The sequence below is a fragment of the Streptococcus suis genome (assembly GCA_022354845.1).
Classification (GTDB): domain Bacteria; phylum Bacillota; class Bacilli; order Lactobacillales; family Streptococcaceae; genus Streptococcus; species Streptococcus suis_AA.
This window is the reverse complement of sequence record CP031970.1, coordinates 686,892-710,977: the sequence shown is the minus strand read 5'-3', so window position 1 is coordinate 710,977 and position 24,086 is coordinate 686,892. Positions and strand designations below refer to the sequence as shown.

23 protein-coding genes and 1 pseudogene are annotated in these 24,086 nt (G+C 40.2%); 3 read left to right on the top strand and 21 right to left on the bottom strand.

The features are described from left to right. Nucleotide 1 precedes the first annotated feature (1 nt). The 4 genes from cas7c to cas3 all read right to left on the bottom strand — a co-directional run bounded on the left by cas7c (nucleotide 2) and on the right by cas3 (nucleotide 6,387). Complete coding sequence (cas7c, locus tag D2A30_03775; GenBank protein ULL20777.1) at nucleotides 2-853, bottom strand: type I-C CRISPR-associated protein Cas7/Csd2; 852 nt, start codon at nucleotides 851-853, stop codon at nucleotides 2-4. Nucleotides 854-856: 3 nt separating this feature from the next. Continuing rightward, the gene (gene cas8c / locus D2A30_03770; GenBank protein ID ULL20776.1) at nucleotides 857-2,749 is read right to left on the bottom strand and encodes a type I-C CRISPR-associated protein Cas8c/Csd1; all 1,893 of its coding nucleotides are present in this window, start codon (nucleotides 2,747-2,749) and stop codon (nucleotides 857-859) included. Further along, entirely contained in the window at nucleotides 2,749-3,486 is a 738-nt protein-coding gene (gene cas5c, locus D2A30_03765) for a type I-C CRISPR-associated protein Cas5 (GenBank protein ID ULL21982.1), read from the bottom strand. Before cas5c ends, cas8c begins: the two co-directional genes overlap by 1 nt. Nucleotides 3,487-3,951: 465 nt before the next feature. Next, entirely contained in the window at nucleotides 3,952-6,387 is a 2,436-nt protein-coding gene (cas3, locus tag D2A30_03760) for a CRISPR-associated helicase Cas3' (GenBank protein ULL20775.1), read from the bottom strand. A gap of 148 nt (nucleotides 6,388-6,535) precedes the next feature. Here cas3 and mnmE point away from each other — a divergent pair, with 148 nt between their 5' ends. Next, nucleotides 6,536-7,909 (top strand): tRNA uridine-5-carboxymethylaminomethyl(34) synthesis GTPase MnmE, encoded by a 1,374-nt coding sequence (gene mnmE, locus D2A30_03755; protein ID ULL20774.1) that lies wholly within the window; start codon nucleotides 6,536-6,538, stop codon nucleotides 7,907-7,909. 125 nt (nucleotides 7,910-8,034) lie between these two features. After that, a complete protein-coding gene (locus tag D2A30_03750; GenBank protein ID ULL20773.1) occupies nucleotides 8,035-8,424 on the top strand; it encodes a hypothetical protein in 390 nt (129 codons plus the stop codon). A gap of 71 nt (nucleotides 8,425-8,495) precedes the next feature. Here the strand turns inward: D2A30_03750 and D2A30_03745 are convergent, their stop codons facing one another. From D2A30_03745 to D2A30_03705, 9 genes are all read right to left on the bottom strand, one after another. After that, on the bottom strand, nucleotides 8,496-9,077 hold the full coding sequence (locus D2A30_03745) for a LemA family protein (protein ULL20772.1): 582 nt from the start codon (nucleotides 9,075-9,077) through the stop codon (nucleotides 8,496-8,498). A gap of 70 nt (nucleotides 9,078-9,147) precedes the next feature. Further along, the gene (locus tag D2A30_03740; protein ID ULL20771.1) at nucleotides 9,148-9,930 is read right to left on the bottom strand and encodes a TPM domain-containing protein; all 783 of its coding nucleotides are present in this window, start codon (nucleotides 9,928-9,930) and stop codon (nucleotides 9,148-9,150) included. Nucleotides 9,931-9,997: 67 nt separating this feature from the next. After that, on the bottom strand, nucleotides 9,998-10,579 hold the full coding sequence (locus tag D2A30_03735; GenBank protein ULL20770.1) for a uracil-DNA glycosylase family protein: 582 nt from the start codon (nucleotides 10,577-10,579) through the stop codon (nucleotides 9,998-10,000). A 36-nt stretch (nucleotides 10,580-10,615) separates the two neighbouring features. Continuing rightward, complete coding sequence (locus tag D2A30_03730) at nucleotides 10,616-10,828, bottom strand: hypothetical protein (protein ULL20769.1); 213 nt, start codon at nucleotides 10,826-10,828, stop codon at nucleotides 10,616-10,618. Between the two features lie 409 nt (nucleotides 10,829-11,237). Further along, complete coding sequence (locus tag D2A30_03725) at nucleotides 11,238-12,206, bottom strand: sugar phosphate isomerase/epimerase (protein ULL20768.1); 969 nt, start codon at nucleotides 12,204-12,206, stop codon at nucleotides 11,238-11,240. 69 nt (nucleotides 12,207-12,275) lie between these two features. Continuing rightward, nucleotides 12,276-13,304: a gfo/Idh/MocA family oxidoreductase gene (locus D2A30_03720; protein ULL20767.1), complete on the bottom strand. Its 1,029-nt coding sequence runs from the start codon at nucleotides 13,302-13,304 to the stop codon at nucleotides 12,276-12,278. A 1-nt stretch (nucleotide 13,305) separates the two neighbouring features. Continuing rightward, entirely contained in the window at nucleotides 13,306-14,043 is a 738-nt protein-coding gene (locus D2A30_03715) for a sugar phosphate isomerase/epimerase (GenBank protein ID ULL20766.1), read from the bottom strand. Between the two features lie 4 nt (nucleotides 14,044-14,047). Continuing rightward, nucleotides 14,048-14,770: a trehalose utilization protein ThuA gene (locus D2A30_03710; GenBank protein ID ULL20765.1), complete on the bottom strand. Its 723-nt coding sequence runs from the start codon at nucleotides 14,768-14,770 to the stop codon at nucleotides 14,048-14,050. 53 nt (nucleotides 14,771-14,823) lie between these two features. After that, on the bottom strand, nucleotides 14,824-15,855 hold the full coding sequence (locus tag D2A30_03705) for a gfo/Idh/MocA family oxidoreductase (GenBank protein ID ULL20764.1): 1,032 nt from the start codon (nucleotides 15,853-15,855) through the stop codon (nucleotides 14,824-14,826). Between the two features lie 153 nt (nucleotides 15,856-16,008). On the opposite strand from D2A30_03705, the gene D2A30_03700 reads away from it, so the two are divergent. Beyond that, nucleotides 16,009-16,773 (top strand): AraC family transcriptional regulator, encoded by a 765-nt coding sequence (locus D2A30_03700; protein ULL20763.1) that lies wholly within the window; start codon nucleotides 16,009-16,011, stop codon nucleotides 16,771-16,773. 69 nt (nucleotides 16,774-16,842) lie between these two features. On the opposite strand, the pseudogene D2A30_03695 reads toward D2A30_03700, so the two are convergent. From D2A30_03695 to D2A30_03660, 8 genes and pseudogenes are all read right to left on the bottom strand, one after another. After that, nucleotides 16,843-16,998, bottom strand: a pseudogene (locus tag D2A30_03695) (carbohydrate ABC transporter permease). Between the two features lie 381 nt (nucleotides 16,999-17,379). Continuing rightward, nucleotides 17,380-18,780 carry a dipeptidase PepV gene (gene pepV / locus D2A30_03690; protein ID ULL20762.1) on the bottom strand — a complete coding sequence of 467 codons (1,401 nt, stop codon included), beginning with the start codon at nucleotides 18,778-18,780 and terminating at the stop codon, nucleotides 17,380-17,382. A gap of 97 nt (nucleotides 18,781-18,877) precedes the next feature. Next, on the bottom strand, nucleotides 18,878-19,642 hold the full coding sequence (gene fetB, locus D2A30_03685) for an iron export ABC transporter permease subunit FetB (protein ULL20761.1): 765 nt from the start codon (nucleotides 19,640-19,642) through the stop codon (nucleotides 18,878-18,880). Next, nucleotides 19,639-20,289, bottom strand: coding sequence for an ATP-binding cassette domain-containing protein (locus tag D2A30_03680; GenBank protein ID ULL20760.1), 651 nt, complete (start codon nucleotides 20,287-20,289; stop codon nucleotides 19,639-19,641). Before D2A30_03680 ends, fetB begins: the two co-directional genes overlap by 4 nt. Continuing rightward, complete coding sequence (locus D2A30_03675) at nucleotides 20,279-20,707, bottom strand: cupin domain-containing protein (protein ID ULL20759.1); 429 nt, start codon at nucleotides 20,705-20,707, stop codon at nucleotides 20,279-20,281. Before D2A30_03675 ends, D2A30_03680 begins: the two co-directional genes overlap by 11 nt. A gap of 148 nt (nucleotides 20,708-20,855) precedes the next feature. Then, nucleotides 20,856-21,236, bottom strand: a complete 381-nt coding sequence (locus D2A30_03670; GenBank protein ID ULL20758.1) for a DUF4825 domain-containing protein — start codon at nucleotides 21,234-21,236, stop codon at nucleotides 20,856-20,858. A gap of 147 nt (nucleotides 21,237-21,383) precedes the next feature. After that, nucleotides 21,384-22,160 (bottom strand): class I SAM-dependent methyltransferase, encoded by a 777-nt coding sequence (locus D2A30_03665; GenBank protein ULL20757.1) that lies wholly within the window; start codon nucleotides 22,158-22,160, stop codon nucleotides 21,384-21,386. Between the two features lie 342 nt (nucleotides 22,161-22,502). After that, the gene (locus D2A30_03660; GenBank protein ID ULL20756.1) at nucleotides 22,503-24,047 is read right to left on the bottom strand and encodes an ABC transporter ATP-binding protein; all 1,545 of its coding nucleotides are present in this window, start codon (nucleotides 24,045-24,047) and stop codon (nucleotides 22,503-22,505) included. Nucleotides 24,048-24,086 lie beyond the last annotated feature (39 nt).

The window sequence follows — 24,086 nt, the reverse complement described above, 5'->3', positions numbered from 1 at the left end:
CTTACAATCCTTCTAAAATATCAACTTTCAATCCCTTAGCCTGAAACTCAGCCAGCTCTTTCTGCTTCAGTCCAATCGCATACTCTTCATAGCTTGACTTGTCTTGCTTTTCCTTATCAAATTCTAACAAGTCGAAGATGCGTGCACTAGAAACATTGCCCAGTTTATTGGAATGAGTGAACCAGAAAACTTCACGAACACGCATTGAACCTTCTGGGCGAGCTGATGATGCATCATTTTCAAATAGGGTAATTAGAGTTTCTTTCAAGACCTCCGCATCTTCCGCCGTAAAGCCTGTCTTCTCTGCAAAATAAGCATTGATAGACCCTTTTACAATATATACACCGTAATCTACAAAATGCTTGGTTCCCATGGTGTCAGAAGAACGACCTCCTGCTTTCTTAGGTTCCACACCATTTGTACTTCTAGTAATCTGCAAACTAGAAATGATAATAGGTTCTAACGAATGAGCCATGCTAACAGAAACTGGTCCACGGATAGCAAAAGAGCGATCCTTCAAATACGTGAAGACCTGACCAAATGAGCGTACATCTAGCCAGATTTGATTAGCTTTTTCATTGATTTCCTCATCTGATTCTTTTCCAGAAAATTGAGCTTTGAAGCGTTTTTCTAAAGAATTTAAGCCATCTTCAATCCGATCATTTGCCTGGACAAAAATAGAATGCCCCATATCCTGCATACGATTGCGAATTTTTCGCTTAATAGCAACATCACTAATAATCCCTTGGTTATTTGCATTCGTACGTGGCATATTTCCTGATAAGGGATCGCCATTAGCATTGGCCTCACGCACCTCAATGGTTACCATAAAATCAATTTTCTGTTCCAACATTCTTTATTCCTCACTTTCAATTTTTTCTTGTTTTGTGTAGAAGTATTGCTTCTCAGCATAATAACCAAATATAAAGCGATAGTCTAATGGGTCATTGATTCCACGTTCTTGCATCAAAGGCCCTAATAACACCATGATTTCTTCCCGTTCTTTTTCTAATTTATTAAAAATACCAGGACTGTTTAACTTTACTGCTTCTTCGTAAGGTTTGATTTTATTGGTTAAATTCATCATCAGCTTAGCTGGCTGACTTGTATAGGCATTCCAATAACGTTCCGCATTCGTGATGCGATCATTTTTTGAACCGTCTAACTGATACCGTTGAAGCTCTAACAATTCAAAAATCGCCAATAATCGTCCAAACAAATAGGAACGATCCTTATTCTCGTGGTCTAACATCGGTGTAAACTCCTCCTTATTAGTTTTATGTAAAAGGGCCAAGGAAACAAATAATACCTTGTTCCATGTGTTCCCATATCTCTGACGTTGCTTGATATTGTCTTTTAATTTACCAAGAATCGTATCCGGAATATCTTTCCCATCAATCATGCTTGTAGCTAACTTTTGGAACTGATCACTCTTGAACTTGTCGTTGTCTAGTTCCAAGAATCGACCTCTATCTACACCATAGGCCGCTAAAACAATATCCTGGTAACTCGGTGGACACTCCGCATACTCTCCATTTTGCTTCTTAAATTGCCAAGAATACCTGTCCTGCCATTTATTGAGATTATCTAGTAGTTGAGAGGCAGCTAGCTGTCTAAAGTATTTAAGGGCAACACGACCATCATTGGTCTTGTTAACGATAGCAACATAGTAAGTCGCTCCGTCACCAAATTCTTTTTTACCATGGATAAAGGCAGAGCGGATTTTCTTATTTACCTCTGTTACTTGAAATTTTGGGCTATCATCTGAAGACGTTTCTCCAAAATCAAACATTCCATTATCTTCCACTTTTGGACTGGTGATATCTAATTGTGTCTCATTGGACAAATCATCACTAAACCAGTTGATTAAATGCTGTCCTGACCCTAGCCATGCGTGGGTATGTTCATTCTCCAACAAAAATTTTGCCATTAAATGAATTTTTTCCGAAGTCTGATTCCCAACGGTAAAGACATCCTCTCGTTGCTTGAAGCGTCCCTTATAGGTTTCAATGTTATTGCTGACGGAAATCAATTTGGCATTTCCTATCAATCCGCGGTGCTTGGCAGCCAGCACTTCTTGTTTCCCACTAATATTACAGATGATATCTGCTTGCTGATTCGATTCCACATAGGAAATGTAAGCCTTATGTAAGTCCAAATAGTTGGTAACAGAAACGGTTTGATACCCTATGAATTGATCAATTTTAAATTCCAGAAAAGCAGTCGATAGGTCAATAGTCTTTTCACTATCATCACTGTTCAGAAAAGTTACTTTTAATCCCTCTCTACTGGTTACTCTACCATAGAGGGACTGGACAATCTTCTCTATAAAGTCATCCTGTAACAGAAAACGCTGGATATGACTCAAAAATCTTTTAACTTCTTGTTCCTGACACTGGGAAATCCATTCATCTAACTGACGATGATAGGCATCATACTGTCCTTGGTCTATTTCTGAAAGATAGTAAGTCAATTTATCAACCAACGGGTGCGGAGCTGGATTTTTCCCCGAACGAGCCACCGAGTCAGAAGTCACCGGAAAGATGATACTCTCGCCATCAGCCATAAAGTCTGCCTTCATGAAGTTTCCTTCATTGTCTAGTAGAATAGCTATCGTGTCCTTCCCATTTGAACGACGACTGGTATGGTAAATCGGTAGGAGGGGACTAGTTGATTTTTGAGCATTGTCTACCCATCCCGTGTCCTCGGCTGCTTCATAAGCCCGTAAAAGTGCTGTAAAGAAATCCATTAGCGACCTCCTTCCTCATTTTCTTGATCTCGTGAGTATATCTCAAATTCTTCTTCTACTAACTTGATATCTCCCGAAGTCTTGAAAACATAATTTGAAAGTGTGTTCACAATCTCGCAGTCTTCTTGCTCCTTAAACCGTATGACACTGTTTTCCATGACGGTCCTTGTAAAATAGGAACGAAGCGGTTGATTAGACTCTGTTGGATAGGCAAATGAATGAAACATAATTCCAAAGTCGATGGTGACATCTCCATATTTGACATCAGCTGTTTCATAATCTTCCTGGCTAATGGCTTCAACTAAACCAAGACATTCCCTGGTTCCAAGAAAGACATCTCGTCGCCCGCCTTTTTTGATAGACCTTTCCATAATCGCCTCATGTTTGTTGGGCAAACGATCGTGTACTAAATCTGGGCGATTTTCATTCCAGATAAAGTGAAATTTGACCAGGTATTCCACTTTGCTAAGGTAAGAAACATAACTTAAGTCAGCTCCATAATTAGCCAACAAGGCTCGGACTCCGTGAAGCTCCGTTTGAATTTGATTGACAATCTTCACTTCTGTCACAACATTTGTAATGGTTGGTTTATAGTAAACCGCATCCACCACACCTTTTAAGGCCTGTCGAGTAGGAACGGCATAGCTTGACCTTTCTCCACCACCCTTGGTCGCAGGATTCGTAAAGAGAGCCAGATCACCCTTCACCCGCAGGTAAAAATTCCGTGAACGATACAAAATCAAGTTCCTCCTTTTCTTTTTAAATATAGTAAAGATAGACTACAACAGAAATGTACAACCTAACTAACAGGATAGCCAGCGGTGGTCACTATAGCCTTCAACTACAGTAACCACTGACTAACTCTTAAAAGTAATTTTTTAATGACAAAAACTACTTGTTCTTATTTCCCGATTGAAAGGCAACAACCAGATAAGCTACGGCCGTTAGAATACCTGGTAAGCGCTCCAACAATTTGTATATTAGTTGAATCATATACTTCTATAGAAGTTCCTCCTTAATGTTATATCTATATATTACCACTTTTACTATTCATAGTAAAGTGTTATTTTTATTAAAGGTCTTCATTTTTTGAAAGGGACTATTATCTGTGGTATAATCAAGTCATCATGGTATGTGTCCATGTGGATTGAAATATAGTTAAGTGTTATAGCACAAAGACTGGCAGATCTTTCTATCTTACCTTACAAGATAGGAAGGTTTGCCTCTTTTTTTAATCCAAGCTTTTCGTCATCATAATACTCTTCTTGCAGTATTAAGACCTTTCCCTCCAAATAATATCGGATTGCTTGTAGCCGACTGTCATACTTTCTCAGATTGACTGTAAAAGGCTGCAAACTCTTGAGAATTTGTTTAATCTCAACTAAATCCTGGCCTCTTGGATAGGGAGTATCTACCAAAAGTTCTTCCAAGTCAGCGATTATATCCACTCCGTCACCATATGGAACTAGGACACCAATACTATCATCTTTGATTAAATCCATTTTCTGCCCTGCAGTCTTGAACGACTGTCTGACTTTGCAGTTCGGACTTCCTTTGAAGCTACTTAAGCTGAGATAGTCATAGACAGATTCATTGGTAGACAGTGGGTAATCAAATTGTTTTGTATTGTCGGCATAGTAACGTTCAAAAAATAGAAGATTTAAGGCCCCAACTTCAATTGGTGACGTTTCTTTTATCAAAATATTCTCAGTCGCCTCTTTTTTATGCTTGATTTCTTTAAGATAGGTGAGGCTTTCTTCTTCCTTGGATAAATTTATCAATGTTACCTGACCTACATCACGTTTTCCTTCACGATTACAACGGCCAGCTGCTTGAACAATTGAATCTAGTCCAGCATAAGATCGAACCACTCGCTCAAAATCAACATCCACTCCTGCTTCAATCAATTGCGTACTAATACAAATTATAGGAACATCGTCTTTCAACTGCTTTTTGATTTCTTGGATAACATCAAGACGGTGCTGGGCACACATATTGGTTGAGAGGTGATAAAGTGGTCTGTCTGTTTGGAATTCTAATAGGCTATATAGTTTTTCTACTGCTGGTTTGGTATTGAGAATGACAAGCGTAGAAGTTTCTTCTTCCAAGATAAAACTTGCCAGGTCAGTCAATCGGGAAATTGCATTGCTTTCATCAAACTTGCGGAGTTCTGTCCTCTTAAAGACCTCTTGTTCTTCAGCGGTTAAGGTGACAATGTCTGCCTGCTCTGCTATTTCCCCACCATATAATAGTCGGTGGCTTATGGAAACCGAATCATAGGCAGGTTGAGTCGCAGTACAGAGAACAACTGTAGCCCCCATGACACGACTCAAAAAATTCATGGTCAGATTAAAAAGCGTAGTGACCTCAATGGGGAGGGATTGGACTTCATCTAAAATCAAGACGCTGTTTGCTAAGTTGGAGAAGCGTCTGATATTAGCTGACTTGGTCTTAAAGAGGGTTTGAAAGAACTGAACCATGGTGGTAAGGACAACTGGGCTATCCCAGGTATCAATCAGGTAATCTGTCATTAGACTATTGACAGTTTCCTCTCCATACTCCTCATTTTGAGGTGTGGCATCTTGTTGTTCTCTGACTAGATTAGAATGGTGCTCCAAGACACCTTCTTTGCCAATAATCTCCTGAATCGCTGCTGCATTTTGTTCTAAAACGGACAAAAAGGGCGTCATGTAGAAGAAACGATTTTTACCTTTCTGTGTCAGTTGATGAATAGCGTAACGAAGCGACAGATTAGTTTTACCTGTACCCGTCGGAAGATTGAGGCGATAAATGCCTGAAGAATCCGTAGCACCACGATGTTTAACACGCTCTCCCAAGGCCGTTCGAATACGGTTAAGTTCGGTAGTTGGATTTCCAAAACCTGCATAAACTTCTTCTACTGATTGAAAATACTTCTGAACAAGTTCACTATTTTCCTCAGTAGTTTTTGGCTCGATAACAAGGTCATAGGCATTAATCGTATCCAAAATATCCGCATTCTTCAAATAAGACAGGTAGAGCCGAATAAAACAAGAACTATAAAAAGCCGATTCGCTATCATCATTGATGCATAACTTCGCCCAAGCGGTTTGAAAATTTTCAAATGATTTCATAACTAAATCATCTACATTTTGATAGCCAAAGCTAGGTAGCTGTTCTTCCAATAACTTGGCATAGGCCTTTATATCTTCTTCATAATGATAGTCTGCTCGTGGCTGGCCAATCCGATAGAATAACTTACTATACCGATATCTACCTGCTCCTTCCATATCCTCAGGTAGAGGGACGTCATACACACCGTGGTGGGCAGATATAATGTAGGCTATTATTTCACGAAAAAGCTGGGCATCGTTTGGGTTTCTCCCCGATCGTTGAAAGACTTGCTCAATCTCTTGAAATAGGTAACGGGCTCCTGCATACGAATGATCGACGTGTAGATTTGGCTCCTCTTTCATTTTTTTCTGAAAAAGTCTTTCACTCTTGCCCAAATCATGATAAAGTCCTAGTAAGAACAAAATATCCCCTTGGCCAATCGTATCTGTAAGGACTTTGGCCCCCATCGCAACATTGAACAGGTGGTCCTCTAGATATTGAAACCGACTTTCTATGTCTCTTTTTTCAAGATGTGCTAACCTCATCTATTACCTCCTGTTTTTAGTAATATTCTACCATTTTTCAATAGGTTTAGAAAGCGTTTTCTGTCTTTTTTTTGTCTCATTTTTACCATCGAATATTACACAACATGCTATAATAGTTTTATTATAATCCTACAGAAAGCCAAACTCTATGATCACAAAAGAATTCGATACAATAACTGCTATTTCGACTCCTCTCGGAGAGGGAGCAATTGGGATTGTTCGTCTGTCTGGTACAGATGCATTTTCCATTGCAAGCAAAGTTTTTAAAGGAAAGGACTTAGCGACTGTGCCAAGTCATAGTCTGAACTATGGACATATTATTGATCCAGCGACTGGACAGGTACTGGATGAAGTGATGCTCGGTGCCATGCGATCTCCAAAGACCTTTACGCGAGAAGATGTTATTGAAATCAATACACATGGGGGTATCGCCGTCACGAATGAAATTCTTCAATTGTTGATTAGACAAGGTGCCCGAATGGCTGAGCCTGGTGAGTTTACCAAGCGGGCCTTTCTCAACGGACGTGTGGATTTGACCCAGGCAGAGGCTGTCATGGATGTCATCCGTGCCAAGACCGACAAGGCTATGCACAACGCAGTCCGTCAGTTGGATGGCTCTCTCTCCCAACTGATTAATGAAACACGTCAGGAAATCCTCAATACTTTGGCTCAAGTCGAAGTGAATATTGATTATCCAGAGTATGATGATGTTGAAGAGGCAACCACAGACTTAGTCCGTGAGAAGACTCTCCAGTTTCAAGCTCTTTTGGAAAATCTTCTCCGAACCGCTCGTCGAGGTAAGATTTTACGTGAAGGTATCGCAACAGCTATTATCGGCCGACCAAATGTGGGAAAATCCAGCCTACTCAATAATCTCCTCCGTGAGGAAAAAGCCATCGTTACAGATATAGCAGGGACAACTCGCGACGTTATCGAAGAATACGTCAACATCAAAGGCGTCCCCCTCAAGCTGATTGATACCGCTGGTATCCGTGAAACAGATGACATCGTTGAAAAAATTGGTGTGGAACGGTCTAAAAAAGCGCTTGAGGAGGCCGACCTGGTCCTACTTGTCCTCAACGCATCTGAGCCACTTACCGAACAAGACCGAAATCTATTAGCCATTTCAAACATGGCTAATCGCATTATCTTGCTCAATAAAACAGACCTAGAAGAAAAAATTGAAGCTGATCAACTACCTGAGGATGTCATTCGCATCTCTGTCTTAGAAAACCAAAACATTGATCAAATCGAAGAAAAAATCAATCAACTTTTCTTTGAAAATGCAGGTTTGGTAGAACAAGATGCTACTTACTTATCTAATTCAAGACATATATCCTTGATTGAACAAGCTGTCCAAAGTCTTCAGGCAGTTAATGATGGATTGGAAATGGGTATGCCTGTCGACTTGTTACAGGTAGACCTAACACGTTGTTGGCAAATACTGGGCGAAATCACAGGAGATGCCGCTCCAGATGAATTAATCACACAACTCTTTAGCCAATTTTGTCTTGGAAAATAAATATAGTCATGCAAAAAAATTTGCATGACTTTTATATATAAAAAATCAAAAAATACTTGTTGATTGCTGTAAATTATATAATGCTAAAAAATAGAAAGGAGACACTACGATGAAAAAATGAAAGAATGTCTCAACTCCTGACCTTTGACACATCAAAACGGACATTTTCATCAATTACATTAGAACATTCTTCAATTACATTAGAACATTCTTCACCGAGCGCAATCTATCCACTAAAAGATAAAAATTTGCTTTTTATCGAACACACTAATTACCAATTCAGTCCCATCTCATTTACCATTTACAATGCAGAAACTGGGGAACAAGTTTTTCATTCATTGAAGGAGTTAAATCCTCGACCCCACTATCTTGAACATGTCCGTCAAATAGACAATCGTCGTCTGATGATGATTCTTTCGGATACTCTTATCATTTATGATTTGCAGACTAAAAAGATAACCAATAAAACGACCTTATCAGAAGATTATGTGAGTGGTATTTGGGTCAATCCATAACAAAATAGAACTCGGTTTTTTGCCGAGTTCTATTTTGTTATTTTTTATCTAATGAAAACAAGAATCTTATTCTACTCTTCGTCACTCAAATCAACACTTGGCACAGTCGTTGCTGCATCATTTGTTGCTTGGAAGAGTTCAACTTTTTCATATCCGAATAGACCTGCATAGATTGATGTTGGGAAGCGTTTGATTTTTTTATTGTAAGATGTTGCCACTGCGTTATAATCTTTACGGGCAACTAAGATTCGATTCTCAGTACCTTCAAGCTCTGTAATCAAGTCTGAAACCTGTTGATTAGCTGTCAATTGTGGATAGTTTTCTGCCACTACCAATAGTCGAGAAACTGCAGAATCCAACTGACTTTGAGCTTGGTTATATTCACCCGTTCCCTGTTGACTGGAGCCAATTTTAGCACGCGCTTCTGCAATAGCAGTAAATATTTCTTCCTCGTGTTCCATGGCTCCTTTGACAGCTGCGACTACATTAGGTATCAAGTCATAGCGTCGTTGCAACTGTGTGTCTACATTGGCTTGCGCGTTTTCAACTTCAGCAAAACTGTCCACCAAGCCATTGTATTGCCCGACTGCTCCCAATCCTAAAAATAGCAGAGCTAGGACTGGAATGAGGAGAACCAACCATTTCTTTTTCATATGATTTCCTTTCTAACAATGAGTAAACATTCTAAAAAACGAATAGCTATCAGAATCTTTACAAGATTCCTTACCAACCGGAAGAGGAACCTCCACCTCCTCCGCCACCACCGGACCAACCACCGCCACCGAAGCCGGACGATGAGGAATTAGACGAGTGATGATTGCGGTGGTGATGCTGATCATCCACCAACATCCAGAGCAAATTGCCTGGTCCACCACCACCACGACTGGATTTTTCAATTATCACAAAAATAATAATCACAACGACAACAGTTAAGAAAGCGAAAAAGCCCTCCTCCTCTTCCGATGTTCTCTCATCTAAGGTGGCTAACTGGCTCTGACCAACGCTGGTACCATAAAACTGATCACCAATGGATTGAACAATATAGGTCACACCGCCATTGTAATCTTCCTGTCGAAAGAATTCTCTTGCATTTTCGAGAATTTCTTTTGATTCTACATCTGTCAAGACTGTCGCAGCATTATCTGACGTTTCAATCCGAAATTCCCTATCTTCTATTGCAATAACCAGAAGTATCCCATTATTTGTGCCTGAAAATCCAACTTGCCACTGACGAAATGTCTCATTGGCCAAACTTTCGATATCTGTCCAAAGACTATTCGTCATATAGACACCGACCTGTAAACCTTGTTCGGTTGTTGACCAATTGAGATTAAGCTGATCAATTTCTGCAATGGTCTCGCTAGAAAGTAATTGAGTATCATCTACTACTGTTGTATCTATCGGCCGATCGGGAATCTGGTTTGCATTTACCAAGGCAGGTGGAATTAACAAACAAACCGCTAAAATAGTTAGACCAGTGACAATCAGTGTTTTCCATTTTCTCATCAGACACCTCCTTCGATGAACAAAGATAAGAAAAATTTTCTAGGTATATATATACAATTATATCATGTTAGTTTTGCTTTATCAATATATTTATGTTATTTTTCAGCAGTGGCAAAATCTCTTCAACAAACCAAGGATGTTTAGCTTGCCATATATTGTTCCTTGGCGATGGGTGAGGTAGGGGAAAATAGGTGGGTAGGTAATCAGCTGCATTCTCCACTCTCTCGGTCAAAGTCCTATGGGATTCTCCTAAATAATAGTCCTGGGCATACTTACCGATCAACAAGGTCAGCTCAATCTGGGGTAGTTGATTCATAATGAGTGGGTGCCATTTGGGCGCAAAATCCTTGCGAGGCGGCAAATCCCCAGACTTCCCTTTTCCTGGATAATAGAAATCCATAGGAAGAATAGCAAAATGACCAGATGCATAGAAGAATTCCCTGTCTACTCCCAACCATTTCCGCAGATTCTCTCCACTAGCATCATCAAATAAGCGACCTTTTTCTTGTGTTTTTAATCCCGGTGCCTGTCCAATAATGAGAATTTTTGCGGTAGACGATGCTTGGAAAAGCGGCTTTATCCCTTTTTTCGTAAAAGCTTGATTGGTTAAATCCTCCATAATCGCCTGACGAATATCAGCAAGTTCCATGATGTCCTACTTTCTTGACCATTGTTACATCTGCTTCTAGAGCATGAAAACCACATTTTTTATACCTTCCTCGACTAACTGATTAATACCTTTAGCAGCTGTTGCAGGATTAATCTTGTGATATTTTGCAAATTCATTTGTTGAGGGGACTCGGCCAGTTTCTGAAATAGTGTCGTTCATAATCATATCTTCAATTTGTTCTTTGATCTGTTGAAAAATTGGTTTACTGTTGTCTATAGTTTGCGTCACATTTCATCACCTAACTTATTTGGTTAGTTACTTATGTAATTAACTATATAACCATTAGTTTTAAAAGTCAATGTATTTTTACATATTGAAGCTGGGGCAAAGGCAAATAAGATATTAAAATAACCGAACCATAATTGACTAACGCCAATTATGGCTCGGTTATTTTTTTGCTAGGAAGCCTAAGTTAGCAACTGAAATATGCGAGACTCCTGTGGGAACAACGAAAGTTTCTGTTGGGGCGAGTAATCGCAGTCCCTTGAGCTAAAGATCCATTCAGAAAGCAAGTATATTTCAGTTGCGGTAATCTTATTCTTATTTAGAGAAAAAATATTCACATTTTGAGAAAATGGATTTTTTTATCCCAGTCTCTTTCTCCCTATTATTTTTAGCTCATCTGAGTCTTGATGTATTATGCCCACCACATATCAGCTGGTTGGTCATAAATCAACACAGATTTTAAGTTCTCAACCGCACGCATAAACCCTTCATCAATCGACATAATGGGATCCTCATGTTCAATACTAATGACATGATCATACCCATACGTACGCAGAGCGCTAATAATATCACTCCATACTTTCACTGAGTGACCATAGCCAACAGAACGGAATGTCCAAGCGCGTGATTGCACCTCACTATATGGCTGCATATCCGTTAAACCGTACATATTCACATGTTCCTGGTCAATATACGTATCTTTTGCGTGGAAGTGATGAATCGCATTGGCTTTTCCAAGGATCTTAATGGCCGCGACAGGGTCAATCCCTTGCCACCATAAGTGACTTGGGTCAAGGTTAGCTCCAATCGCATTCCCTGTCTGTTCACGTAATTTTAACATCGTATGCGGCGTATGAACTAAGAAGCCCGCATGCAGTTCTAAACCAATCTTAACGTTATTTTCTTCTGCAATCGTGTTTATTTCTTTCCAGTAAGGCACGAGTTTTTCTTCCCATTGCCACTTAAGTACGGTACTGTATTCTTCTGGCCACGGTGTTACGGGCCAGTTTGGATATTTACCATCTTCCGAATCTCCCGGTGTACCAGAGAAGGTATTGACCACTGGAATGTTTAATAGTCCTGCAAGTTTGATCGTTTTGACTAACGTTTCGTGTGAGTCTTTTCTAAAAGCTTCATCTGGTGAGACGGGATTCCCGTGGCAACTAAGGGCACTGATTGTTAAACCACGTGAATTGACCTTTTCTAAAAAGGTTTGTCTTTCTGCTTCGCTATTTAGTAACACATCGAGTTTTAAGTGCGCATCACCTGGATAGCCACCTGTACCAATTTCAACCGCATCTAACCCTGCATTTTTCACATAATCTAACATCTCTTCGAGATTTTTATCCGCAAATAATACGGTAAAGACACCTAATTTCATTCTATTCGCTCCTTTTCATTCACTATTCATAATCATCACACCGATTCTAATCAAACACAATCTGATTATTTAGTTTAATTTAATCGTTCGACCTGTTTGACTTGATTCCATCGCCGCAAGAATAATACCTAATGACTTCTTACCTTCCACACCATCGATTAAAGGCTTTGTATTCGTTCTCACCGATTCAACAAAGTGACTTACGACACCCGTAGATGTTTGTTGACCTTCTTCGTTCGTTTGGATTTTTCCAAGTTCATAGTTGACTTTACTGCCATCCGTATACGTGGCAATCAAGCTATAATTTGGATCATCTTCAAGACGTAACACACCTTTTTCCCCGTAAATAACAGTGGCATTACTTTCGTTAACTTTATATGCCCAACTCGCTGTTAATGTGCCAATCACACCGGAAGTACTCTTTAAGAGACACACAGCGTTATCATCGACACTGATATTCTCTTTCGCATTCGTTTCAACCATCGCTGATACTTCAGTAAACTCTTCACCTAAAATATAGCGAATCAGGTCGGCCTTATGCACACCTAAGTCACCCATTGCCCCGATTACCGCATCGTCTTTTCTAAAGAACCATGAGTTTTCGCCGTCAACACTCCAGCCTTCTGGTCCACCATGACCAAATGTCGTACGGAAGCTATATACTTTTCCGATTGCTCCTTCTGCGATCAATTCTTTTGCCTTTTGGTGTGAACGTACAAACCGCTGATTATGCGCGATCATTAACGTTTTTCCGCTTTTCTCGCTTGCTTCAATCATCGCTTCTGCTTCAGCTTGTGTTGTTGCCATCGGCTTTTCACATAACACGTGAGCACCACTTTCAAGTGCAGCAATTGAGACCGGCGCATGGAGCGCGTTCGGTAGGCAGACACTCACAAGGTCAACCGTTTCATTTTTTAAAAGTTCCTCATAATCTGTATAGACCGCACCACCATAAAGTTCTTGCATCGCTTCAGCACGTGAAGCGACAATATCGCACAAGGCGACAATTTCTACTGCCTCATTTTGATGATATTCAGGTAAGTGACGATATTTACTAATACTCCCACAACCAATGACTGCTACTTTTAATTTACTCATCTTAAATCACTCCTTCATTTTTTAAAAACGTCATACTTGTTTGAATCGAATCAAACGGATCACCATCGGTTTGGTCTTGTTCCACAATCCAGTAAGCAGGTGTCGCTGTATTTAGAATCGTTGATAAATCTGTACGCCCTGTCCCTAATGGCGCAAAGGTCGCTCGCTCATCTTTCGTCATATCTTTTAAGTGAACAAGTGCAAGTTGGTCTTTATACTTATTGATCCACGTAATCGGATCTTCCCCAGCTTTTTGAATCCAGTACACGTCTAACTCTAGTTTTAAACCGTCAACTGTTCTGAGTAGGTACTCAAGCACATTTTCATCATCACTATAAGGTTCTAATTCAAAATCATGGTGATGATACAGTAAGTCCATTCCATGTGATTGTAGTTCTAGTTGAATCGACTGTAAGACAGACGGTAAATCTTGATAAAATTCATGCGTCCGGTCTTCTGGTAAGATAAAAGGACATACCACCCGTGTATTACCTAACAATTTTTGTTCGTTAATTACCTCATCTAACCGGTTAATTAAGTCTGTGAGTGGTACATGACTACCGGCGACGGTTAAATCAAGCGCATCTAGGATAGCTCTAACTTCCTCCACCGTTAAATTGCCATAGCCGGCCAGTTCAACACCTTGAAAGCCGATGGCTTTCACTCGCTCTAATGTTTGTTTCATATCTTGTTGACACGCTTCACGTAAAGTGAAGAGCTGAATCGCTACCGGTATCATATCTTCATCCCTTCTTTGAAATAGTTTCTAGTGGCCTGCTATTGCCGTAGGTCGGCTGATTTGTTTGGGTTACTTTTAACCAGTTAACAGCATTTTTAATCACCGTTTGAATCTCTTGATTATGATACGTTGGGTACGTTTCATGACCCGGTCTAAAGTAAAAGACTTTCCCGCGTCCGCGTTTATATGTTGCCCCACTTCTAAAGACTTCGCCGCCTTCAAACCAACTGACAAAGACCAATTCATCAGGGGCTGGAATATCAAAATGTTCCCCGTACATTTCTTCCTTTTCAAGCTCAATATAACTCCCTAACCCAGAAACAATCGGGTGAGTCGGATCAATAACCCATAAACGTTCTTTATCATCCGCTTCACGCCACTTTAAATCACAACTGGTTCCCATAAGCTTTTTAAAGATTTTAGAGAAGTGACCTGAGTGAAGGACTAATAAGCCCATACCATCTAATACACGTTGTTGAATCTTTTCTACCCACTCATCTTTTACTTCATCGTGCGCCAGGTGGCCCCACCAAATTAATACATCGGTTTGATTTAATAAATGATCAGATAGACCATGGTTTTCTTCATCCAAGGTTGCCGTTGTCACCTCGTGACCTGCCTCTGTCAAAAAGCTTTTAATTGCCCCATGAATACCTTCCGGGTAAATCTCACTGACTTTTGGATTTTTTTGTTCATGTCTGTTTTCGTTCCACACTAAAATATTCATTCTAATAGCCTCCCTTTATCTCCTCTTGCTTAATATTGTACAAATGATTGTCTTTAGAAATGTACACGTTGTTTTTCTTTTCCTGATTGATAGACAGCATTAATCATTTGTTGGGTTTTAAGTGCTTCTTCAGCTGGGATATCAAGTGCATCCACTTTACCTTGAAGTACGTCATAATAATTATTGATTTGTTTCACATGACTCACACCCCAGTACCCTTTCACTCCTGAGTCATAAGTGAATGTTTCAAGCGGGTTATGATCCGCAATAAAGGTGCGCCCGTCATTTAATATAACCGTCGCTTTGTCTGCCACCATCTTCGCCAGTCCATTTTCACAGTGTAATTCAATTTCGACTGGGGCATCATACGTATAGTAATTAATCGCATGGAAGGCCGTTACGACACCATTTTTATAAGCAATCACACCTTCGGCTGCATCTTCTACTTCAATGATTTCGTGGGCACGGTTACTGATTGAGGCATCGACATAGTTTAACTCACTATCAACGAACCAGCGCATTAAATCCATTGTATGAATCGCTTGGTCAATAATGACACCGCCGCCTTCTTTATCCCAAGTCCCTTTCCAATCACTGTTTTGATAGTATTCATCTGATCGGTCCCATGCGACTTGTAATTTACCCGACTTCACGGCGCCTAGTTCACCCGAGGTCAACATATTCTTAATTAATTGTGAACCTGGATTGTAGCGGTTTTGGAAAATAACACCTAGTGTCACGCCGTTTTCCTTTGCGCCGTCAATCATCGCTTTGGCATCATCATAGTTAATCGCCATCGGTTTTTCTGTCATCACGTGAATCTGCCGTTTCGTTGCGGCGGCTGTTGCTGGTGCGTGTAAGTAGTGCGGTAAACAAATATGCACAACGTCTAGCTGTTCTGTGTCCATCATCTCTTCGTAATCATAATAAGATTTTGTATCTAATTGCTCTGCTTTTTCATCAGCACGATCTTTCTTTACGTCACAGACAGCGACGAGTTCAGCATCGTCTCTTTCCATAACACTTGCCGCGTGCATCGGAAAAATATTCCCGCAACCAATGATGCCTACTTTTAATGTTTTCATGTGTATTTGCTCCTTTATTATAAAACGTTTTCATTATCTTATTTCACTTACGTTTTATTTGATTAACTTTATCTTACCGTCTCTTTCTCTTTTTTAAAATATATGATATGATGAATTCATATCCTATCTTGCTACAAATGGAGGAAACTTTTAATGAATATTGATTACTGCAGTTACTCATCACATACCGATGGTTATCACGACTTACGTCGTAACGGGTTTAATCACTTTTTAATTCGTGTACAAATTGAAGGAAGAGGTAAAGCGACTATTCAAAGTAAAACATATCAATTAGAACAAGGATCGATTATCTTTGTCCCTCCAGGCACACACTATGAACTGACGATTGAAACGAATCAATTAAGCGGGGATTATCATTTACTTATCACCGGGGATTGGTTAGAGGATTGGTGGGAAAAACTTGATTGTCCCGATTTTGCCGCGCTTTCATCAACCGATACGATTGTGACATTGTGGCGACTATTATCAACAGAAAAGCTCCGTCCCAGTCATGAACAAAACCATGACTTGAACACGCATCTATTGAAAAGCATTATGTTGATGATTGAAACAGAAATAAATGCCCGTCACTCAATTCAACGCCCCTTCATTGTGACTCGAATGATGCGTTATATTGAAGAACATGCACTCGAGCGACTAACACTTGAAGATGTTGCGAATGAAGTCGATTTAAGTGTCTCCCGTGCGAGTCATTTGTTTAAAGACCATACCGATAAGACGATAATTCAGTACGCTCAGCACATCAAATTAGAGGCGGCTATCAATCAAATGAAATATACCAATATGACCCTCGAACAAATCGCTTTTACGTGCGGCTTCGGTAACTATCCTTATTTTCACCGCCTATTCACCCGAGAGTATCAGATGTCACCGAGTCAGTATCGTAAAATTAATTAAAAAGACATGGAGCGGGTTTTCGCTTACTCCATGTCTTTTGGTTGTTATTTTTTTATTCATCACCACACGTTACTTCACAGCACCATCGGCCACACCTTTAATAATGTGTTTTTGGGCAAAGAAGTAACTGAGAATGACCGGAATAATCGCAATCGTTAAGCCCGCAAGTGCTAAGTGCCACTGTTTCGTATATTGTCCAAAGAAGAAGAACATACGAAGTGGAAGATGAGTGGAAAGCTCCAGTGGAGGTTTCCAGCCTGTCACTTGACAATAATAAAGTGACAGAGTTCTATCTGCATCTGCGTCGCCTAATCTGATTTTTATTTTCATTGACTATAAATACAGATAAGAAGAGCTGTTTGACCATTTCCATACCTGCAACTGTGAGTTCTGTCAGTTCCATTCTCCCTCCTAAAAAAGATGGGCGAACCCATCTTGATAAGAACCTACATTCACAAGTAAAGTACTTTGATATAAGAGATAGTTTTTCAGCTAATCAAGGCAGTTTTTTGAAGGAATACCAACTGTAATTTGAAAAAAACGAACGATGAGTAGCTGAAGAACTAGCTTTAGATAAAAGTGCAGTACTGTAAATATGGGTTCGTACTATTTGATTAATTCATAGATAGCTTCTGCGTAAATGGCAGCTGCACGGTAGAGTTGCTCCACTTCGATAAATTCGTTGGCTTGGTGCATGGTATTGACATCACCTGGGAACATAGCTCCGTAGGCAACACCACGTTTGAGCAAGCGGCCGAATGTTCCGCCACCGATTACTTGTTCGTGACCTTTCAAGCCTGTGTGTTTTTCATAAACAGACAAGAGGGTTGCGACCATTGGGTCATCGATCGGGCAATAATGTGGAGTATGACCGTGCTCAGACAGGCTAACAGCTTCCACGCCCAGTTTTTCCAAACCAGCCTTGATGGTTTCTGGGTTGGTATTTTTTGGATAACGGAAGTTGAGGGCAATGGTGTTATCAGATGAGGTTTCATCAAACTTAAAGACACCAGCGTTCATTGAAAGAGCTCCCATTTGCTCATCGTAGATGGCTACGCCGAGTTTTTGTCCATCGTGGTCTTCCAGAAGGACTTGACCAGCCAAATCAAGATAGGCTTTAGCTGCTCCGTCAAAGGCGAATTGGCTGAGGAATTTTGCCAAATAGGTTGCTCCGTTGACACCTTCTTCTGGGGTTGAACCGTGGGCTGATTTTCCGATGACGGTGACTTGAACTTGACCATTTTCAAGGGTTTCCGCGTCAGCATTTAGGCCATAAGCAGCTGTGAATGCTGCCAACTTGCTGTCCAGATCTGCTAGGTCGCCAGAGATAATAGCTGTCGCAGATTCAGGCACCATGTTCTCACGCAAACCACCAGTGAAAGAATGCAGTTTAGCAGCTCCGCTATTTTCCCCCGCAAAATGAAGATAAGCTGTGATATTGCCCTTTTCCCCGTTGATAATCGGGAACTCAGCATCTGGAGAAAATCCGAAATCTGGCAAAGGAAGGCCGACGTGCTCGAAGTAGTAATCCATGTCCGCCCAGCCAGACTCTTCATCGGTACCAACGATGAAACGGACTTTTTTAGAGGTCGGAAAACCCAACTCCTTGATGATTTTCAAGCCGTAGTAACAAGCCATGGTTGGTCCCTTGTCGTCAGAAGATCCGCGGGCAAAGAGCTTACCATCGATGATTTGTGGCTCGTATGGGTCAGTGTTCCAACCGCTTCCTGCTGGCACCACGTCCAAATGACCGAAAATACCAAGGACTTCGTCGCCTTCACCAAACTCAAAGTGACCTGCATAGTTATCGACATTTTTAGTCGGATAGCCGTCACGCTCTGCGATTTCAAGGAACTTGTCCAAGGCACGCACTGGTCCAGGTCCAAATGGATGCTGGGCATCTGCCTGGCTGTCGTCACGCTCAGAATTGATGCGTAAGAGGTCAAAGAGGTCCGCTAAAAACTCATCTTTGCGTTTGTCAAACTCTGCTCTAAAATCTACTGTCATATGTTCTCCTTTTCAGTATCAAAGTAAGTCTATTTTATCATATTTTCGCAGACTTCACCGATAAAAAAAGACCTTTCACACAGAAAGATCATTTTCCTTATTCAAAATCTAACTGCGTCCTATCTGTAAAATAAGTCTTATAGGCCGCATATGAGGCTATAACAGATGCGAGACTGGTTGCTGATAGCAGCATGAACATGACCATAATCTGATAGCGAATGGCTTGGACAGGGTCTACTCCTGCAAAAATCAGTCCAGACATCATTCCTGGTAAACTGACTAAACCAACAGTTTTGGCTGAGTCAATTGTCGGTTGCATACCAGTCCGAATGGATTCTCGCAAAATTTCCTGTGAAGCCAATTTACTCGTTGCCCCTAGACTTAATTTTTCCAACACCTGTTGGCGGTTATCAGTAAAGGACCGGTACATTGCTCGATAGGATAGACCGATTGCTGTCATTGCATTACTAGCCAACATCCCTGAAATTGGAATGACTTGAGAAGGTATTAATTGGATGGCACCTGATAACAGTAACAATCCTAAAGTGATACTAGTGGAAGTAAGCAAAGCAAGAAAAGGATAAATCAGCTTTTTGTTCTTGTTTGGATTGCGTTTATTTGCTTGTACACTGGCATTATAAAGAATAATCAACACCATACCCAAACTGAGGAAAACATTCGAAACTTGAAAAATAAATTTTAAAATATAGCCAACAACGAATAGTTGAACAATCGTACGGACAACCGCTACCAAAATATCTTTTGTCAGCCCTAGTTTCTCTTTTTGGCTTATCCCCATCGCAAGTAAAACTAAGCCGAAAATTAAGACTAGGGATAAGTTATCTACTGAAACAGAGTTCATGCTTGCATCCTCCCATCTTTCATTCTCAAAATATGCTTAGCCCCATCAATTTCTGATTGGTCATGCGTCACTTCAATTAATGTTTTTCCAGAAATGTGGTAATCAGTAAGTAATTGATTCACAATAGCTTTGGTCTCCGCATCTAACCCTGCACTAACTTCGTCTAATAGCAAAACTTGAGGTTCAAAAAGTAAATTGCGTATAAGAGCGACACGTTGTTTTTCACCACCTGATAATTCTGTAATCCCTTGGGTAAGAAAATCTTCACCTAAATTTACATTTTTTAAGGCTGTAATCGCTTTTGATTTATCAAATTCTAACTGTCTCACTGTGAATGGAAAACGCAGATTGTCTTCGACTGTATTTCCAAAAAGTACTGGTTGTTGAAAGCAATAGGAAACTTCTCTTCGATAGGTGGGCATATCCAGCTTCTCTATTTCCTTTCCTCTAAAAAGAATCTGTCCTTGAGTCGCTGAAGTAAGCCCTGCTAATAATTTTAAGATGCTACTTTTTCCGCTACCCGAAGGCCCAACCAAGGTTAGACGCTCACCTTCACTAACAGAAAAATGAATATCAGTCAAAATCGACTTATCTTTATCAGATAAGCCGACGGATTTTAGTTCAAAAATCGGTGTATTAGTGACCATGTTCTTCAGCTTCTTCCGCAGCAAGTGCAATAGCTTGTGTTTCATGAACCGTACCATGAGCGTGATGGGCTGGTCCATAGATAGAATAGATTTTGAGGTCTTCTTGGCCAATATTGATGACATTATGGTAGGTACCGTTTGGAATCAAGATAACATCTTCTGGTCCAACTTCTCTATCCAAGGTAATCTTTTCAGCAGATTCTCCCATGATAACTCGGCCATGACCTTGTTCAATGCGGAGGAACTGATCGTTTTCATTGTGCACTTCCGCACCAATATCTTCTCCGACTGGAATGGACATCAAGGTCACTTGAAGCAATTCACCAGTCCAAATTGCTGTTCGATAGTTTGTATTTTCTAGCGTAGCAGTTTCAATATTGGTTACAAATGGATCTTTTCCATAATCTTTCATTGTCATATTTATCGCCTCCAATTTATAATGATTCTAAATTTTGTTTAGAATAATTCTAATTATACTCCTATCTATCAATATGTCAAGTATTTTGAAACTATCTAATAAAATTCAGACGATACTCATAATTGAGAAATAACCTACATAAGGCAGGTCATTCTTTATTATATGAAACTATTTCTTTTTGGGTTTCTTCATTGACAAAGGTTATCTTTCCTAAATTAGCAATCAAGTCAAAAATGGAGTTACTATTCTGCTCTAACTCTAAATAGTCAGAGTCAGGCATTTCAGTTACATTCAAATAGATGATAAGCTCATATGGTTCTTCATCTGAACGTATTTCAATATGATCATACGTGTAACCTGTTGGGTAATCCTGTAAACTTGCAATCTTAATTACATTGTTATTATCTCCGATATATTCGGTCCTATACTGCTCAAGAGAATCCATTTCGTTTTTAGCTGGCTGGCATGCAGATAAGAATATTGTAGTTAGAATTGTCAACAACATAATCCGTTTAAATTGGTACTTCATGATATATCTTCCTTTCAATCCTTTATTATCAGTTACATTACTATCAAATATATAATAATATATTTTGATTAATCTGTCAAAATATTTGAGATCTTATTGTGAAACACTCAATCATCTATAAAAAAACTACCTTTCGGTAGCTTAACTCTATAATTTTATTGACAAATTCGCCAGATAATCTGAACCAAATTGGGACAGGCGATTGCGATGATCCTTTGATTCGTAAAAATCAATCATGGCAAAACCAGCTCGAAATTGCCCAGCAATCTGTTCTTCTAAGGTGTGGCTAAATTCATAGCCATATTCTGGGTCAATCGCAATTTGTCCTGCTTCTTCTAATTTTCGTGCATTGAAAGGCAGGCTGTACTTCGGTATCAAGGTCTTGTCTGGCTGATCCCAGACCTCGTCAGCATCAAAGACATAAATCCAAGGATTCATGTAGCCCACCATGAGCAGTCCGCCCTTTTTCAAGATCCGATAGGATTCCTGCCACATATTGGTTAGGTCTTCAATATAGACATTTGAAACAGGGCAAAAAATAATGTCAAAAGTTTCATCCTCAAAAGGAAAAGCTTGTGTCATATCTGCCTGGATCGTCTGTAAATCTAAATTTTCTCGCTCTGCAACGAACCTATCTTTTTCCAACTGTTTCAGAGAAAAATCCATTATAGTCGTTTCATAACCATGAGCTGCAAAAATCGGTCCCTGTTGACCACCTCCACAAGCTAGTCCCAATAATTTTTTTCCTCTAGCCTTTTCAAACCAGTTAAGTGGAACTGTCTTTCCAACTGTCAAAGCGACGGTGAGGGAATTTGCCTTTGCATGTTCAAATTCCTCATGACTAAGAGGAATTGTATAGGGATTACCTTGTCTACTTGATACCCTATTCCATCTATCTTGATTGAAGTCTACATATTTTGTCATTCTTTTTTCCTCTGGAGAGGTCTAGCCATTGTGACCTCGTTCTATTCTTTTCATGTTTTTACCTCCTTTACTATGTTCATTCTATTATAGTATGCATACAAAGAAAAAGCTACCTTTCGGCAGCCTATACTCTTCGAAAATCAAAATCAGACGTTGTTGACTTAATTTGATGACTGTAAAGCGCTCCTGAGGAGGTTTTCAGCCTGTTCCCTTGAAATAGAAAAGGAACAGAGTTCTATCTGCATCAGAGCGAAACGAACTAGGTTCGCCTATTTCCAACCTTCAAAGGTTCCCCGGACAATTGGAGCAAGTCGGATTTTGGTTTTCATTGAGTATTACTTCTTAAGTCAGGTCATTAAAATCCCAAACATCGTCAACCCAGCCCTCATAGAAATCAGGCTCATGGCAGACCATGAGAATAGAACCCTTGTAGGCTTTGAGAGCTCGTTGAAGTTCATCTTTGGCATCCACATCTAAATGGTTGGTCGGCTCGTCAAGGATAAGTACATTGTTTTCACGGTTCATAAGCAAACAGAAACGAACCTTAGCCTGTTCTCCACCTGAAAGGACTTGAATCTGGCTTTCGATATGTTTAGACGTTAAACCGCAGCGAGCCAAGGCAGCACGGACTTCAGCTTGATTAAGTGCAGGAAAGGCATCCCATACCGCTTCAAGTGGCGTCTGACGATTACCAGCAGCAACTTCCTGTTCAAAATAACCTAATTCTAAATACTCCCCACGCTCAACAGTTCCTCCTAGCGGTGGAATAATGCCTAGAAGACTTTTGAGAAGGGTGGATTTACCAATACCGTTGGCACCGACAATGGCAATCTTTTGGTTACGCTCAAAGGTTAAATTGAGCGGTTTACGTGTTAAAACGCGATCGTATCCTATTTCTAAATTATTGGTCTGGAAGATAAATCGACTTGGTGTGCGTGCCATTTTGAAGTCGAAGGATGGCTTTGGTTTTTCGGATTGAAGTTCAATAATCTCCATCTTATCCAACTTCTTCTGACGAGACATGGCCATATTTCGAGTAGCAACTCGAGCCTTATTTCGATTCACAAAATCCTGCAAATCAGCGATTTCTTTCTGTTGACGTTCATAGGCCGCTTCCAATTGTGCACGCTTCATGGCATGGACTTCTTGGAATTGATAATAGTCACCGGTATAGCGAGTTAAAAGTTGGTTTTCAACATGATAAACAATATTGATCACATCATTCAAGAATGGAATATCATGGGAAATTAAAACAAATGCATTTTCATAGTTCTGCAAATATCGTTTGAGCCAATCAATATGCTCAGCATCCAAGTAGTTGGTTGGTTCATCTAAGAGCAAAATATCTGGCTTCTCTAAGAGCAACTTAGCCAAGAGTACCTTGGTCCGTTGACCTCCAGACAATTCCGTCACATCCTTGTCCATACCGTATTCCATGACACCAAGAGCACGAGCTACTTCATCAATTTTAGCATCTAAAGTATAGAAATCACGACTTTCCAAGCGATCTTGGAGTTCTCCAACCTCTTCCATAAGAGCATCAATATCAACCCCATCTTCAGCCATTGACATATATATATCATTGATACGAGCTTCGGTTTTGAATAATTCATCAAAGGCTGTGCGTAAGACGTCACGGACCGATTGACCCTTTTCTAATTTAGCATGCTGGTCTAAATAACCTGCCGTTACATAACGTGACCATTCAACCTTACCTTCATCTGGCTGCAATTGACCTGTCACGATGGACATGAAGGTCGATTTCCCTTCACCATTGGCACCGACAAGTCCGATATGTTCCCCTTTCAAGAGACGGAAGGAGACATTTTCAAAAATTGCACGGTCACCAAAGCCATGGCTCAAATTCTTTACTTCTAAAATACTCATAAATTCCTCACAAAAGAGGCTGGAAATGCTTCCAGTCTC

What these genes read in the sequence shown, in the direction of transcription:
- cas7c (ULL20777.1), bottom strand. Translation starts at nt 853, where the DNA reads ATGTTGGAACAGAAAATTGATTTTATGGTAACCATTGAGGTGCGTGAG.
- D2A30_03735 (ULL20770.1), bottom strand. Translation starts at nt 10,579, where the DNA reads ATGGAACTTGCTGATATTCGTCAGGCGATTATGGAGGATTTAACCAAT.
- cas3 (ULL20775.1), bottom strand. Translation starts at nt 6,387, where the DNA reads ATGAGGTTAGCACATCTTGAAAAAAGAGACATAGAAAGTCGGTTTCAA.
- mnmE (ULL20774.1), top strand. Translation starts at nt 6,536, where the DNA reads ATGATCACAAAAGAATTCGATACAATAACTGCTATTTCGACTCCTCTC.
- D2A30_03750 (ULL20773.1), top strand. Translation starts at nt 8,035, where the DNA reads ATGTCTCAACTCCTGACCTTTGACACATCAAAACGGACATTTTCATCA.
- D2A30_03720 (ULL20767.1), bottom strand. Translation starts at nt 13,304, where the DNA reads ATGAGTAAATTAAAAGTAGCAGTCATTGGTTGTGGGAGTATTAGTAAA.
- D2A30_03715 (ULL20766.1), bottom strand. Translation starts at nt 14,043, where the DNA reads ATGATACCGGTAGCGATTCAGCTCTTCACTTTACGTGAAGCGTGTCAA.
- D2A30_03745 (ULL20772.1), bottom strand. Translation starts at nt 9,077, where the DNA reads ATGAAAAAGAAATGGTTGGTTCTCCTCATTCCAGTCCTAGCTCTGCTA.
- D2A30_03670 (ULL20758.1), bottom strand. Translation starts at nt 21,236, where the DNA reads ATGAAGTACCAATTTAAACGGATTATGTTGTTGACAATTCTAACTACA.
- D2A30_03740 (ULL20771.1), bottom strand. Translation starts at nt 9,930, where the DNA reads ATGAGAAAATGGAAAACACTGATTGTCACTGGTCTAACTATTTTAGCG.
- pepV (ULL20762.1), bottom strand. Translation starts at nt 18,780, where the DNA reads ATGACAGTAGATTTTAGAGCAGAGTTTGACAAACGCAAAGATGAGTTT.
- D2A30_03660 (ULL20756.1), bottom strand. Translation starts at nt 24,047, where the DNA reads ATGAGTATTTTAGAAGTAAAGAATTTGAGCCATGGCTTTGGTGACCGT.
- D2A30_03705 (ULL20764.1), bottom strand. Translation starts at nt 15,855, where the DNA reads ATGAAAACATTAAAAGTAGGCATCATTGGTTGCGGGAATATTTTTCCG.
- D2A30_03700 (ULL20763.1), top strand. Translation starts at nt 16,009, where the DNA reads ATGAATATTGATTACTGCAGTTACTCATCACATACCGATGGTTATCAC.
- D2A30_03680 (ULL20760.1), bottom strand. Translation starts at nt 20,289, where the DNA reads ATGGTCACTAATACACCGATTTTTGAACTAAAATCCGTCGGCTTATCT.
- D2A30_03675 (ULL20759.1), bottom strand. Translation starts at nt 20,707, where the DNA reads ATGACAATGAAAGATTATGGAAAAGATCCATTTGTAACCAATATTGAA.
- D2A30_03665 (ULL20757.1), bottom strand. Translation starts at nt 22,160, where the DNA reads ATGACAAAATATGTAGACTTCAATCAAGATAGATGGAATAGGGTATCA.
- D2A30_03710 (ULL20765.1), bottom strand. Translation starts at nt 14,770, where the DNA reads ATGAATATTTTAGTGTGGAACGAAAACAGACATGAACAAAAAAATCCA.
- D2A30_03725 (ULL20768.1), bottom strand. Translation starts at nt 12,206, where the DNA reads ATGAAATTAGGTGTCTTTACCGTATTATTTGCGGATAAAAATCTCGAA.
- fetB (ULL20761.1), bottom strand. Translation starts at nt 19,642, where the DNA reads ATGAACTCTGTTTCAGTAGATAACTTATCCCTAGTCTTAATTTTCGGC.
- cas8c (ULL20776.1), bottom strand. Translation starts at nt 2,749, where the DNA reads ATGGATTTCTTTACAGCACTTTTACGGGCTTATGAAGCAGCCGAGGAC.